At 51.6% G+C, this 13,156-nt stretch carries 11 protein-coding genes; 5 read left to right on the top strand and 6 right to left on the bottom strand.

Annotated features, from left to right (window positions below; all coding sequences use genetic code 11):
* Positions 1-478: 478 nt before the first annotated feature.
* Positions 479-1,321 carry a hypothetical protein gene (locus QEH53_RS09630; RefSeq protein ID WP_309022968.1) on the top strand — a complete coding sequence of 281 codons (843 nt, stop codon included), beginning with the start codon at positions 479-481 and terminating at the stop codon, positions 1,319-1,321.
* Positions 1,322-1,682: 361 nt separating this feature from the next.
* Here QEH53_RS09630 and QEH53_RS09625 read toward each other — a convergent pair whose 3' ends face one another.
* Both QEH53_RS09625 and QEH53_RS09620 read right to left on the bottom strand, forming a co-directional pair.
* Complete coding sequence (locus QEH53_RS09625; RefSeq protein ID WP_309022967.1) at positions 1,683-2,237, bottom strand: hypothetical protein; 555 nt, start codon at positions 2,235-2,237, stop codon at positions 1,683-1,685.
* A 570-nt stretch (positions 2,238-2,807) separates the two neighbouring features.
* Positions 2,808-3,389: a YceI family protein gene (locus tag QEH53_RS09620; protein WP_309022966.1), complete on the bottom strand. Its 582-nt coding sequence runs from the start codon at positions 3,387-3,389 to the stop codon at positions 2,808-2,810.
* Here QEH53_RS09620 and QEH53_RS09615 point away from each other — a divergent pair.
* Positions 3,388-3,831 carry a hypothetical protein gene (locus tag QEH53_RS09615; RefSeq protein WP_309022965.1) on the top strand — a complete coding sequence of 148 codons (444 nt, stop codon included), beginning with the start codon at positions 3,388-3,390 and terminating at the stop codon, positions 3,829-3,831. The two genes, QEH53_RS09620 and QEH53_RS09615, sit on opposite strands and share 2 nt — an antisense overlap.
* Positions 3,832-3,883: 52 nt before the next feature.
* Here QEH53_RS09615 and QEH53_RS09610 read toward each other — a convergent pair whose 3' ends face one another.
* Both QEH53_RS09610 and QEH53_RS09605 read right to left on the bottom strand, forming a co-directional pair.
* Entirely contained in the window at positions 3,884-5,137 is a 1,254-nt protein-coding gene (locus QEH53_RS09610; RefSeq protein ID WP_309022964.1) for a BON domain-containing protein, read from the bottom strand.
* Positions 5,138-5,515: 378 nt separating this feature from the next.
* Positions 5,516-6,238 carry a hypothetical protein gene (locus QEH53_RS09605; RefSeq protein WP_309022963.1) on the bottom strand — a complete coding sequence of 241 codons (723 nt, stop codon included), beginning with the start codon at positions 6,236-6,238 and terminating at the stop codon, positions 5,516-5,518.
* 602 nt (positions 6,239-6,840) lie between these two features.
* Here QEH53_RS09605 and QEH53_RS09600 point away from each other — a divergent pair.
* Complete coding sequence (locus QEH53_RS09600; protein WP_309022962.1) at positions 6,841-8,478, top strand: AMP-binding protein; 1,638 nt, start codon at positions 6,841-6,843, stop codon at positions 8,476-8,478.
* Positions 8,479-8,701: 223 nt separating this feature from the next.
* Here the strand turns inward: QEH53_RS09600 and QEH53_RS09595 are convergent, their stop codons facing one another.
* Together QEH53_RS09595 and QEH53_RS09590 are read right to left on the bottom strand one after the other, a co-directional pair.
* Positions 8,702-9,529, bottom strand: a complete 828-nt coding sequence (locus QEH53_RS09595) for a histidinol-phosphatase (protein WP_309022961.1) — start codon at positions 9,527-9,529, stop codon at positions 8,702-8,704.
* 187 nt (positions 9,530-9,716) lie between these two features.
* Positions 9,717-10,463 (bottom strand): SDR family oxidoreductase, encoded by a 747-nt coding sequence (locus QEH53_RS09590; RefSeq protein WP_309022960.1) that lies wholly within the window; start codon positions 10,461-10,463, stop codon positions 9,717-9,719.
* 132 nt (positions 10,464-10,595) lie between these two features.
* Between QEH53_RS09590 and QEH53_RS09585 the strand changes: the two genes are divergently transcribed.
* Together QEH53_RS09585 and QEH53_RS09580 are read left to right on the top strand one after the other, a co-directional pair.
* A complete protein-coding gene (locus QEH53_RS09585) occupies positions 10,596-11,210 on the top strand; it encodes a TetR/AcrR family transcriptional regulator (RefSeq protein ID WP_309022959.1) in 615 nt (204 codons plus the stop codon).
* 313 nt (positions 11,211-11,523) lie between these two features.
* On the top strand, positions 11,524-12,414 hold the full coding sequence (locus QEH53_RS09580) for an alpha/beta hydrolase (protein WP_309022958.1): 891 nt from the start codon (positions 11,524-11,526) through the stop codon (positions 12,412-12,414).
* The last annotated feature ends 742 nt before the right edge of the window (positions 12,415-13,156 follow it).

The raw sequence follows: 13,156 nt of genomic DNA, 5'->3' as shown, positions 1-13,156 counted from the left end.
ATCACACAAAACACGCTCGCAAGAACTGTAGTCCGGATGGGAAAAGAGTTTCCATAGTTTTGCCTCGAGGGCTCGGGTCGAAATAGTACCCGACACTTTCTCTACGACCAGCCTATACTCTTTATAAAAATTCGCCGCCTGTTCCACCCGTCCAGTCGATAACAAGAGCCCTCAGTCAAGTAAAGGACGAAAGGCAGGGCAGCTTAGTACAAACCGAAGGCAGAGGTTACAAGTATTCTAAGGGGCATTTACGCCATGAAAAGAGACCGACCCTATCGCCTGCACACTATCCTTCGTCTCGCGTAAAATCTAAGTCTGCCACTGGCCCGAATATAACGAGAGCAGCAAAAGACGACATCGGGTAGTTGTCACCTTTACTTCCCCTTGCTTGTTACGGCGTCCACCTGCCTTGAGCCCGTTTAGGAGTACAGTCTAAGTACCGACTTGCCACAACCGACATTCCACCACATCAAACGTCATGCGTTTACTACTCCAAAATCCCTACCTACTTATCCTGTTTGCCCTACTGCTAACAACCCCGTCTGGCTTTTCCCAACCTACGAACCCGCGATTCGACGCGGAGGCTGACCTGCTGCTCTCCCACTTCGACAGCAAAACCGATGTGGACGACATTCACTCGGTCGCAGCCTTCGCCACCATCATGTCCAGCGAACCGTTTTCTCAAATAAACCATCACGCGGTAGCCGGCGCCTACGGAATTCAGGAAGGCCTCTACGTTCCGGCGAACGAGCTTTTCGAAGCTGCCTTTGGCGAGCGGTGGTCGGATGCCCACACCAATTTTAATCAAGCCCTCTCGGAAGTAGCCGAGCTCGTGTCAGAAACGCTCGAAACAGGCGGAGACGTATGGGTCGCCGAATGCGGTCAATCGGATTTCACTGCCGCCTTAGTCCAGGAGATCCAATCCGTACATCCAGATCTGGATACAAGTTCACGCATTCACGTCGTCCAGCACAGCAACTGGAACGAAAGCAGCGCCACCCCTGAAAAGCTTAAGTTCGTCCAAGGAAACACCGACTACCACAAAATTCCCGACGGCAACGCAGTCGGCAACGGCACACCCGGATTCAACACCGCCGACTCAATCGACTGGAAAGATTCCATTTCAGACCCTAAACTGATTTCACTCTGGGAAACAGCCATCGCCATCGCGAACCGGTACAACGGCCAGGAAGGCCGCTACCTCAACCACAATATATCTGTCGGAGGCTTTGATTTTTCCGACATGGCTGAAGTCGCTTGGATTCTAAACCAAGAGCAAATGCACAATGCCGAGGTGTTTTTCATCACTTTCGGCAAATAGGCTTCACAGGGCCCATCAACGCCGAGCTTCGACAAAAGCGGGTGTTTTTCGATCTAGCTTCGCTCCAGCTATCCCAGCGAACTCAACTACTTGGTAAGAATCGAGGACATAGGTTACATCCTATCCTGGCACTTATGCCATGGAAAGAGACCGACCCTTGCCTTCGCCTGCACCCTGTCCTTCGTCTCGCGAAAAGTCTAAGTCAGCAACTAGTCCGAATTGAGAGTCTGCAATGTCCTTTCTCGTCGCTAACATGTTCCACCGTAGGGAACGTCGCCAAAAAAGAAGGCAACGGCTTTTTTAGCCGTTGCCTCTTAAGAGTCGATTTCTGGATACGGCCCCGCTTCTGCGGTGGTGCAGCCTAGAAGTAGAATCGGGTACCGATGTTCAAGCGCTTGTTGAAATCATCGCCACCCGGAAAGATTTCGTCGAAAGCATAGTCACCTCCGACCGAGAAGGATAGAGCCACGTTAGACTGTAGGAAGTACTTCACGCCTCCCTCTACACCTACTGTGATTGCGTCACCGTCGAGTACGTCTGACTCGAGGGTCGCCCAACCTAATGAGCCGCCAACGAAGGGCACCCACTTGCTATCGCCGCTGACCCAGTTGTACTCCGAAAAGAGCTCGAGTCCGAGATTCAGATCCGATTCTATGCCAGAAATGCCCGTAGACACACCAACTTCCAAATTGTCCTTGGTAAACCAAGCGTAGGTCAGGTTAAGATCGTAGCTAATGTCGTCGCCCCAGTCGATATTGCCAAAGACACCGAGCTCGCGGGTGCCGGCGGACAGGTCAGGCAGCTCATTGCTTGCTGGGCTCCGGGGACCGGTAGCTTGGTCTTGGGCGCGCATTGACGCAGCTCCCGCGATTAGAGATGCCCCTATTAGGACAGTGAGTTGTTTTTTGTAATGCATGGTCGTTATTGTAGTTGATTGTTAACGACAGGGCTTTGCAGATGTCGTGCCGAATGCGTCAGGCTGTTCAGCACGTACGGACTCATCCCCAACAAATCGCGAATTGATTCAGGCAGAATGAATCAATACTAAAAGCCTGTAAGCAGCTGTTAATCAAACACAAGCAAGATACTAAAACTTCTCTTAAGGAACTTTACGAGGAAGCTCGTAACTACACGTACGCCGAATTTTACCGCGGTAGAGTTCAAGCATTTTGCAGCCTTCGCGTTGCCTCTTGCTACTACGAACGTTCTAAACGACGGAATGAAAGATAGCATGGAGAGGTGCGGACCGAAGACATCGGTTACACTCCAACATGGCAACTACGCCAGGGGAAGAGACCAACCCGATGACTGCACCGAGCAGGTACGACGACACTCGAGAAAAGCGAAGACAAGAGATCAATTTGCAGCGTAGGCCCAGGCGGGGCGACTCACGATCGGCGAGCTGTTGCGCTATCTTGCGGCATCGGTCGCAAGACTGGCCACAAGTACCTCAAACACTACTGCTGCTTGATTGTCATGATCTGCTTCATTCCCCTGCTATTACGAATTCTCCGTCAGCTTTAATATGAACTTCATTGCTGATCATGGGTGGCGGAAATCCATCGCCAAGATCAAACGCCGAGCGATCAATGGTTCCGGTAATCTGAATTCCCGTTTTAAGAGCGCCATCTGTCATATCATTTTGAACATTCCCTCTATATCGCATGGTAACTGTCACTTCTTCGGTCACGCCGTGCAACGTTAAGTCCCCTGCAAGCTCATATGTATTATCAGAGATCTCTCTAATGTCCGTACTTTTGAAGGTCATCGTCGGATATTTTTCCACATCGAAGAAATCGGCACTCTTCAGGTGCTTATTGCGTCGTTCCACGCGCGTTTCGATTGAAGCAGTTTGCACTGTTAATTCAACCTTCGCGTCGCTAAAATCTTCTTCGGACGCTTTGATCGTGACTTCATAATCACCGAAATAACCAGGAACGTCAGCAATCCCCAGATGAGTTACCGTAAATCCAAGCTTTGAGTGGGCAGGGTCTTCAACCCAAGTGTCCTGACCAAAGATGCTGACCGGTGATATTAATAGGCTAAATAGAAGGATTAGTTTTTTCATGACAGTATCGTTATTGGGTTTTTATTGTTGTGAAATGAGTTCTGAGTTGTTGGTCAAATATTTGCTCGAAAAAGCTGCTTGGATCATTTGGTTTTTCTCCCAAGATGCTCCAAAAGGTCCTACAGGCACACCGAGGGTAATAGCATGCCTGCAAATCGGATGCCAAACGCTAAAAAGCAGCTTATTAAGCTTGGACGGACTTTTAGCAAAGGAAGGGCATAAACAGATGATCTCTGTAAGCAGTTTTCATCTATTTTCTCGTCTACCGCCGTCAGATAACCCCGGCACAGCAATTCGATTAGGAGTCGTCGGCGCCCACGCCAAAAAGAGCGCAATAATCCATTTCGTTGCTGTGCTTTACCGCATGGACAGTCCAAACAATATACGCGGCGCGCTGACGTATGTAACTCATAACTACATAAAAAATCCGCGACCGGCATAGCCCAGTCGCAGATTGCGTAAAAAAGTGTCGAAGAGTGAGCCGCTCGGCTACGCTAGTCGCTTTTGACCTTGATATTGTTGGTGACGTCTAGCGTCGTTTCTCGCTTCGCCAGTTCTTCGGCACGTTGCTTTAGCGATTCGCTTCGCACAGTACCCTTCAGGACGATCTCGTCGTTTTTCTCGTTGATCTGAATAGAAGTAGAGGCGGACGAAAGGGTGCTGTCATTTTGAAACGCATCGCGGATCGTCTCCTCATCAGAGCCGAAGTCACGCATCCCGCGGACCGTTTCAGATCCATATGGATAACCGTAGGTACCGTACATGTTATACTCGTACCAGTTATCGGCATAATAGTCGTTCTCATCGAAGTTCGATTGACCCTTCTGAGCGATGCTCGTCACCTCATCCACAGAGTGCCCTTGTAGCACGAAGCGTTCTTCGGACGAGTCGTAAGTGATCTGTTTGGCGGGGACCTGAACGAGGTCGTCTCCGATACCGAACACTCCGCCTACTGATATAAACACAACCGCTTCGGGGCGATTGGACATCATCTGGCTCGACTCGTTGCTCACCGTGTCGCTGTTTCTGTTCTCCCAGTTCTGGCTGTTTCTGTTCTCTCGGTTTTGGCTGGAAGAATTCTGATTTTGGCTTGCATAAGACTCTGAGCGGCTGGCCTGTCTGTTATTCATTTCAACGTCTCCCGAGCTGCTGTCGCTCGAATCGGTAGAGTTCCAGGAGCTGCTATCCGAGTTTCTGTCTTGGTTCGCATACGATTCGGGAATGCTCGCTTGCTTGCTTGCCGTAGCCATTTCATCCCGACGGTCGCTGTTGTCAGAATCCCATGAGGAACTGTCGGACTGCTTGTCCTTGTCGCCCCTGCTCTTTTCCTGACTCGCGTAGGATTCAGAACTGCTCGCTTGTCTGCTCTGGGTATCCATATGACCAGTACTGTCGCGGTCCATGTGGGATGATGTTTGAGAATCACTTTTGTTCATGGAATTCGAGTCCGAGTTCCAAGAATGGCGATCGTTCGACATCGAGGCCATAACATTACGGCCAAAGCTAACGTCTTTTATGTCACCGATTTTGTCGCCATTTTTGTCATAGACTGAAGAGCCAATCAGGTCGCTCGCAGTCGTCAGCTCGTCAACACGATCTTCAGCGATGCGCGTTACTTCCTTCGTCGAGGACATGGTAGTGTCCTTATCGTGATTCATATCCTTGCTGTCTTTCGCGGCGAACGCGATCTGCGATACGCTTCCCGTCAAAATTGCCAATGCTATACTTGTTATTTTTTTGTTCTTCATAATTTATTTCTCTCAGGTTTCACCTGTTAGTTAGGGTTGTTATAGTTGGTTAACCACCCTTTCGGTAGTATGAACGCTATATCGCTAACACCATGCCAACTATGGCTCACATTCCGTAGCTAACTCATTATGAGCATCTTACATTTCTGCTTTAAAATGTTCCGCTGTAGAGAAAACCCAAACCCATGCGGTGCGCACAGCCTTAGTTAGCGTTTTGCATCAACCGGAACCTCGCTCAAGCTGACGGAGGAAGCGTAGATTACCGCGAGCTATGCAAAATACGGTCAGCCGAGCACCAAACAACCGACGAATGTAGCCGCACCTTCGCCCTTCCCTGCGCCGAAATCCTCCTGTACCGGCATGAGCGAATGCGCTCCGCTACAAGTGCCCTGGCGCTTCGAACAAAATCTTAGCCAAAAGACGGGGCCAAGCCGACGCCTCAATCTTCAACGCGAGTCGCCGCAGAACCACCAAGTCCCGAGCATCCGGGAATGCCTCAAGCTCCTCGGTAACCTGCGATACGGACGTACTTGTAAACACGTCAAAGGTCCTTTCTCTAAAATCTCGCCCGACCGAGTCGAAAGCCTTGCGAACCTCTTCGCGCTCGAGGGGTACTCCAATAACAGCCAATGCTCGCAAGGTATCCAGCTCGTCTAGGATGGGGCCCCTTCCCAATAGGCTGGCAAAGGCACGATTCAAATCTTGCAACCGAACCTCGAATTCATCCTGCGACGATAGGTAGCGGTATTGTTCGATCAGCCGTGTGGACGTGCCTCCGAGCCCCTCGCTGGGGATTTTGGAAACAATCCACTCACGCGGCCGCGAGCCCCGAGCATCCCCACATATCGCTTTGCGCTGCAAAGAGTGCCCCGCCTCGTGAAGCAGCGTGGTTCCCAGCGCCGCCGGTGAAAGACGGATCCGGTTGCTCAACGCCTCGTACTCGGCCAACAGCTCGCCGTGGCCACGGCTCCCTGGAGCCATTTCAACGCTCTCCAACGAAACCCGGTTTTCCCAAGTCCCATAATCGGACCGGAAAACAAATCCGAGTCCTGACATTTCCTCACGCCAGGCCTGCTTCGCTGCCCACAGTTCTTCGCTCAAGACTTCTCTCCCGTAGCTAGCCACCACCGCATCCCGATAACAAACACTACCAGTCCTCAAGGCAGATACGAAAAATCGATCTCTTTGCGACTCGTAACAAGGCCCAGATATCGAAATCCCACTTGAGCCGATCTCAGCATCAGCAGCCGACAGCTGCGCCTGCGAGGACAGCGCGACGCTGATTAACGAAATGCACAGCAGTGCGGTTTGCCTGATCGCATCGCGTGAAGGAAGAAGGCCCATTCCTCTATCATCGAAAAGCAAACTAACAATCCAAGGAAACATCCTTTAACAAAATGTAAAAGAACGCCCTACATGAGGCGGGAAGAGCAAAACGGAGCAGCTCTTAACTATTGCAGTACCCCCACAAAGGAAGAGACCCCAGCCTCATGCCGGGAGCCCCACGTACCGTGCCGAGCGTTGCGACATCGTACACAACCCCGAATTAAAAGATTAGGGTCTGACTCGACTTCTCTGACCGAGTCTTTTGAAAAGCCATCAGGTGGTGATCAGATCTTAAATTAATTGTAAAGTTTTTGGTATCCATTTCTTGGTTTCTAGTTTAAGGTTCGTGCAAAATTGTGTAGTTAAATTACGAATATATGCCTCTAGCCCAGATCTCCGACCGTTCGAAGTCAGCGCAGCTTAGTTGGCAATTCGACGCCGACATCCCGCAAAACCTCTCGCTCATGCTTGAGGAGAAAGCCCGTCTCCTCCGGTCGGACGCAGCCCTCATCCTACCTCATCCAGAGATTGAGGAGATTGGGGACAATTTTCGCTCCCTCGCTTTTCACGATCTCGTGTTGGAGCAAAACGCTTGGGTTAACTACCTCTCCAATCGCGGCGTCAAAAAAGGCAACATCGTGGTCGTCTGGCTTCCCTACAGCTTAAGCTTTGTAGCGGTAAGCTACGCTCTCTTCAAAATCGGAGCCCAAGCCGTCATCCTCGACCCAGAGTTTAATTGGAAAGTCGGATACAAAGAAGTCCAGAAACGAGAACCCGCACACATGATAGGGACGAGCAGCAAGCTCACCTATTCAAAGTTCATTGGCGGTCGATCAAGCGGCAGCCTCAACCGGATCGAGGTAGAAGACCCGCACGCTCGGGTCGGATCCGTGATACGCTCTCTCAAAGCTCGCTCCACCTTTTGGCAACAGGAAGTCCACTTAACCTTGTTGAAGACTGACGGCCACCGCTGCGATGCAGCCAGTTTCGGACAGGAGCAACTCGGGCGCCTCGCCTCCCTTTACAAAGATTGGTTTGGCCTGAAAGGCGGAGACCGCGGTCTAGCGGGCAACCTGCTGGAAGCGATTTTGTTTCCCGCCGCCGGACTGACCAGCTTGATCGTGGTCGAACAGATCTCGAACAGTTCCCTCCAATCCGCCAAGTCTGTCATGAAAGCAGTCGAGCGCTTTAATTTGGAACTCGTTTCAGGCGATGCTCTTTTCTGGAGGAAGGTTTCAAGGCTGGCCATAAGCAAAGACTTTTCCCGATCCGTTTCGTTCCAAGCCTTGATCCGAGGCTCGCATCTCTGTGACTGTAGTTTGGATACAATCAAGGCTGCCTTGCCAAACGTTTCCATGAATCTGATTTTCGGCTCCTTCAGAAACCCGTTCATCGCCTCGCGGATATGGGAGCGAAGAAACGAGCGAAAACAGTCCCTAAAAGACTTCAGAGGAGTCTATATCGGGGAGCCCCTACCTGGCCTGCAAATTTCCATAGTGTCGAGCAAAGCGATTCGCTGGAAGGAGGAGCCAGAAGCAGCCACCGATGTTGGCGAGATCTCGGTTGCCAACCAAGACTACGCTCCTTTGAGCGATCGAAATTGCTGGAACCGATCCGGCGAACTTGGGTTTTTCGACAGACAAGGCCGCCTCTGGTACTGCGGTAGCAAACGCGACATCATCTCCTCGAGCTTCGGTGGGTTCTGTCCCACGCGGTGCGAAATCGTATTCAATCGCCATCCACGCGTTAAGCGAGCAATCGTTATAGGTCTCACCAAAAACGGTAAAACCCGGGCCGGCGTAGTCATCGAGACGGAATTCGGCGACACCCCCAAACGGGGCATAGAAGAGTCTCGATTCAAGGCGCAGCTACTACAGACAGCGGCCCATTGCGAAGAGACAAGTATCATACTGGATATCTTCTTCTCCGACCGTCTCCCCTTGGAGGAAGGAAGTCTAGACTCCGTAGACAGATCTCGTCTCGCCACTGAATACTCGCGGCGTATTAGCCACTAGCGAACGAAGCTAATCGATGATATTGGGAGCAGAGTTATTTCGCTTCGCTCCTTGAGGTGTCGTCACTTCGACCCTCGGTAGCCAGTCGCGAGCGATCACGCTGACAGCGTCTCGCGCACGAAGCAGTACCGAGCACTCGCAAAGATCCAAGCATCCATCCGACTTCCTTCAATCTTCTCCTGCCCTCGATACCTCATGGAGCCCCTCGTTTGGGGTTCCTGTTTTATTCCAAGCTTTTCAGTGACGCGAGCGCATCGCTGATGGCGACGGTCTGGCGTTTGCGATCCAAGAAAAAACTGATGTCGCTGTAACCGGCGACTTGGAGGGTTTCCATAGCGTCTTCATAACCTTCGGCCACGCGCTCTGGTTGATGCGCATCGGCGCCGAGCACCACGGGGATGCCACGCTCTCGCATGAGGCCGAGCATCGTCGGATTGGGGTTAAACTCAGGGATGCGCTTGTACCGGCCGCTAGTATTGAGCTCCATGGCCACGCCCGTCGCCGCGATACGATCGAGAGATCGCTGGATGTAGGGCAGAATGCGGGTCAAGTCCCAGTCTTCGGGCGATTCGTTTTTAATCAGATCGGGATGTGCCAAGGTGTCGTAGAGCCCAGATTCAGCAGCCAGCGCCAGGTGATCGAAATAGGTCTGTTGGTAGTCAAAAGGGTCACCGTTAAAATAGATAGCCACGTAATCGGGCACCTGAGGATGCACCGAACCGAGCACATGATTGAGGGGGTACCGGGCGTGGAGCTTTTCCAACCAAGGCTCCACGCCGGGGTAGTAATCGCTTTCGAGGCCAAGCCGCACATCGACGCGACCCGCGTATTCGTCGCGAGCCTCGTAAACCATCGCCACGTATTCTTCGTACTGCTCGGGGCTCATCCGCACACCCGCCGAAAAGCCATCAGGCAACGGGCAATGGCAGGTCAAAGTGATGCCCCGCAATCCCCTCGCCTCGGCCACCGCCGCGTAATCGGTAGGCATACCCACCGCGTGCTTGCACAAGGGAGTGTGAGAGTGCGATTCGTAGAGCAAAGGTGCAGACATGGTTCGACTACAGCAAAAGAGGGCCAAAGACGCAACCCACCCTTGCGACGGAGGCGTTAAATTAAATGAGGTGGACAAAAGGGATCGATGCTCGAAAGCAATCTTACCTAACGTCAACCGCTATACGGAGAAGAAAAAAGACGAGCAGTATATCGCTCGTCTTGTATTCGTAACTTTCTTACAATATTCAGGCCTCTTGCGCGGCCGATGCGGCGACTTGCAGTTCCAAGGCCTTGTGACCGGCGAAATATGCGGCGGCGAAAGTTTTGGCAAACGGATCAGGAAATACCTCGTCGGCCCCCGACTCGATTCCATCGAGGATCTCGGCAGCAACGTCCTGTGGAGATGATTTCTCCATTGGCACATCCTTGGCCATATCCGTGTCAACAGGTCCAGGGTACACGCCCATGACCGTCACGCCTTTATCGGCGAGCTGTAAGCGCGTTCCGGATACGAGTGAATGAACGGCGGCCTTCGAATCGCTGTAGGAGCTTACGAACGGGAAGTTCGTCAAAGCGACTACACTGGCGATGTTTACGATGATTCCGCCGCCGTTTTCTACGATGGCAGGGGCGAAGGCACGGGTAAGATTGAATGGTCCCCAATAATTGATCTCAAACAGGGCTCGGGCATCCTCATCTGAAACCGCAAAGGTGTCCTTCATCACAGCGTAACCGGCATTGTTAACTAAGAGATTAACGTCTGGCGCGATTTTTTGCACGTCGGTGATTTGATCAGCGTTGGTCACGTCTAACGCGACGGGCACGACGCGACCGGGATGTGAGGATGCAAGGCTGTCTAGAGAAGATATATTGCGGGCGGCAGCGTAGACCTTTTTCGCGCCGCGTTCCAGCAGGGCTTCGACGATAGCGCGCCCGATGCCGCGGTTACTGCCAGTGACGAATGCGACTGAGTTTTTGATAGGTAGGCTCATGGTGTTTCCAGCTCTGTAATGTTTAGGTGTTAAACGACTTATTATTGAACGTTCACTCATAAACGAATTGCCGGGCAATTTGATTGAACGATCGCTCAAAAACCCTAAGGTTTCCATTCAATGGCCAGACCAATGAAACATTGCCGCGAGGAGACCCTCGAACGAGCGACTGAGCTCTTTTGGGAGCGCGGCTATCGCGGCGTATCCATAAAGGATCTGACAGAAGCGACGGGAGTATTGGCGGGAAGCCTGTACGCCTCTTATGGCAACAAGGATGGCCTGTTCATGGAATGCGTGCACCGCTACGGCCAATCGATGGCGAGCCTCCACACCAAAGCGGAAGAAGCAGACACCTACCTCGGCCAAATCTCGAGCTACTTCGAAATACTAGCTGAAGGGCTTTCAAACGACGAATCGCGGCGCGGCTGTTTTCTCATGAATGCTCAAATGGAAATTGCCCCCGATCGCCCTGAGATCGCAAAAGCGCTCTCCCATTACACAGCTTACATCGAAGGCTGGTTTGAATCGCGGCTGGACGAAGCAAAGAGTACTGGCGAGCTGAACACCAAAGCAGACGTCACTAGCCTTGCGGAGCATTTGATGGGAGTGGTCTATGCGTTATGGACGAAGGCTCGAGCTGAAGACCGGCTCGAGAGACTTGCCGGTTTTTCACGCGGAATGGTCAATGCCATCCTTAGTGCTGCTCGAGTGCAGACCGACAAATCGGACACTGGTCTAGACCCTTAACAAGATATTCTACGGTCGAGGCGATACTACGGGACGCGGTAAAAGCCAGGGAGCGTGCGCACATTCTAATGCAGTTGTCGGAAAGCAGCCCAAGCGAGTGTAGCAAAGCCGACACACCACCGATATAAAACAAGGCTCCTCCACTTTAAGGATGCAAGAGAGCCAAGAACAATTTCTTACTCTCACTCATGTTTTCATTTTTGGATACATCCACACGAAACCCGAAATTTGACACCTCCCTGAAATCAATTCAAACGCTTCTCATTGACTGAACCTTACCCCCCCCAGAAATCAAACCTCTTATATACGAACCATGAAACACATATACACTTTCATCACTTTACTGTGCCTAGCTACGTTTACGGTCAGAGCTCAAGAAGTCATTCCGCTTTATCCCGGCGAAATTCCCAACTCCAAAGTGTCTGACATTCAAGAACCCGAGGACAATATGTCCGAAGAACTGATCCGCGTTTCGGTTACTCCTACGCTGCAGCTGTTTCTTCCCGAGAAAGAATCAGCGACCGGGCAAGCGGTGGTCATATGCCCAGGTGGCGGCTATTCGGTAATTGTATATCAGGGTGAGGGCGTGAGCACGGCAAAACAACTCGCCGCAAACGGAATCGCAGCATTCGTCCTAAAATACCGACTTCCGAGGGACGAGACAATGGTCGACAAGAAAATTGGCCCGCTTCAGGACGCACAACAAGCGATCAAGCTCGTCCGCGAGAATGCCGAGAAATGGAATATTGATCCAAGCAAAGTGGGCATTATGGGCTTCTCTGCCGGCGGTCATCTCGCTTCTACCGAGGCCACTCATTTTGATACGTCCCATATAGAAAATATAGAAGGCACCAGTCTCCGGCCTGACTTTCAAATTTTGGTGTATCCAGTAATTAGCATGCAGGACGAACTGACGCACGCGGACTCCAGAAGAAAGCTATTGGGCGACAATCCCTCGCAGGAAGACATCGACCTCTATTCCAATGAACTTCAAATAAAGGAAAACGCCCCTCCCGCCTACATCATTCATGCCGGTGATGACGCCCTTGTAGATGTAGACAACAGTATCGAGTATTTCCAGAAGCTTAGAAAGCTAGGCATTCCCACTGAACTCCACGTCTACCCTAAAGGTGGCCATGGCTTTATCTTCCAACAAGAAGGCTGGGTGGAGCCTTTACTAAACTGGATGAGGTCGCTAGATTAAGGCCGCCCGAAAAACGACATGGAAGCAAGAAGAGACAATCGACGACTCAGAGAAAGCAAGGAGACGGAAGACGGACCGTCCAATTATATGCTACCTGGCTCAATAGCGGTGTTTACCCGGTTCACACTTCACCGCCGACCCAATTGTTGCATTTCCCTATATGTTGGGAAGGAATGACACCGCAAAGTCGGGAATACAGTAGAACGAGTATCAGTCTTACAAATTCCGCAGGAGGATATCCTTTGGTTTACGACCTTGAGCGAGAACCATTGGAGCGCACTCCCTAAGGGGCAAGGATCCTCTTCAAGGACGCTGAGAGGGTTTCGAACGTTTCGGATTCCGTGTCCTCCTCGAGCTTAGTATTCATGTCGCTTGGAGCCATTTTGACTTTTAGATTTCGATGGAGATTTACCGAGGCTTGAGTCTCAAATCGGGCCAAAAAACGGGGCAAGCATCAAAGGTAAAATAGACTTCTGGTTCTAGTTCGATACCCCCAACATCGACAACGAGAGACGAGCAGAGGCAGACGATAGTTCTCCCAGCCCTCACTAAAGAATCCAGTGATCATCCAGAAGGCTCTCTGATTCGATGCGTCTACACTCGCTACGCCTCGGGAATCAACGCAACAAGCAGAAGGGGAGCTCTCAAGGTCTCTGACCGATGGCACCGCCAGTTCATGTTCGTAAGCACTTACACGTCAACGACACCGGCGGAAGCCCTGAAGGCATTGCTGGCAATGCCA

Source organism: Pelagicoccus sp. SDUM812002, from assembly GCF_031127835.1.
GTDB lineage: Bacteria > Verrucomicrobiota > Verrucomicrobiia > Opitutales > Opitutaceae > Pelagicoccus.
This window is presented reverse-complemented; position numbering and strand designations above follow the sequence as displayed.

Bases quoted from the DNA above. Each gene is read 5' to 3' on its own strand.
- QEH53_RS09580 (WP_309022958.1), top strand. From the start codon at position 11,524: ATGAAACACATATACACTTTCATCACTTTACTGTGCCTAGCTACGTTT.
- QEH53_RS09590 (WP_309022960.1), bottom strand. From the start codon at position 10,463: ATGAGCCTACCTATCAAAAACTCAGTCGCATTCGTCACTGGCAGTAAC.
- QEH53_RS09610 (WP_309022964.1), bottom strand. From the start codon at position 5,137: ATGAAGAACAAAAAAATAACAAGTATAGCATTGGCAATTTTGACGGGA.
- QEH53_RS09630 (WP_309022968.1), top strand. From the start codon at position 479: ATGCGTTTACTACTCCAAAATCCCTACCTACTTATCCTGTTTGCCCTA.
- QEH53_RS09595 (WP_309022961.1), bottom strand. From the start codon at position 9,529: ATGTCTGCACCTTTGCTCTACGAATCGCACTCTCACACTCCCTTGTGC.
- QEH53_RS09625 (WP_309022967.1), bottom strand. From the start codon at position 2,237: ATGCATTACAAAAAACAACTCACTGTCCTAATAGGGGCATCTCTAATC.
- QEH53_RS09600 (WP_309022962.1), top strand. From the start codon at position 6,841: ATGCCTCTAGCCCAGATCTCCGACCGTTCGAAGTCAGCGCAGCTTAGT.
- QEH53_RS09585 (WP_309022959.1), top strand. From the start codon at position 10,596: ATGAAACATTGCCGCGAGGAGACCCTCGAACGAGCGACTGAGCTCTTT.
- QEH53_RS09620 (WP_309022966.1), bottom strand. From the start codon at position 3,389: ATGAAAAAACTAATCCTTCTATTTAGCCTATTAATATCACCGGTCAGC.
- QEH53_RS09615 (WP_309022965.1), top strand. From the start codon at position 3,388: ATGACAGTATCGTTATTGGGTTTTTATTGTTGTGAAATGAGTTCTGAG.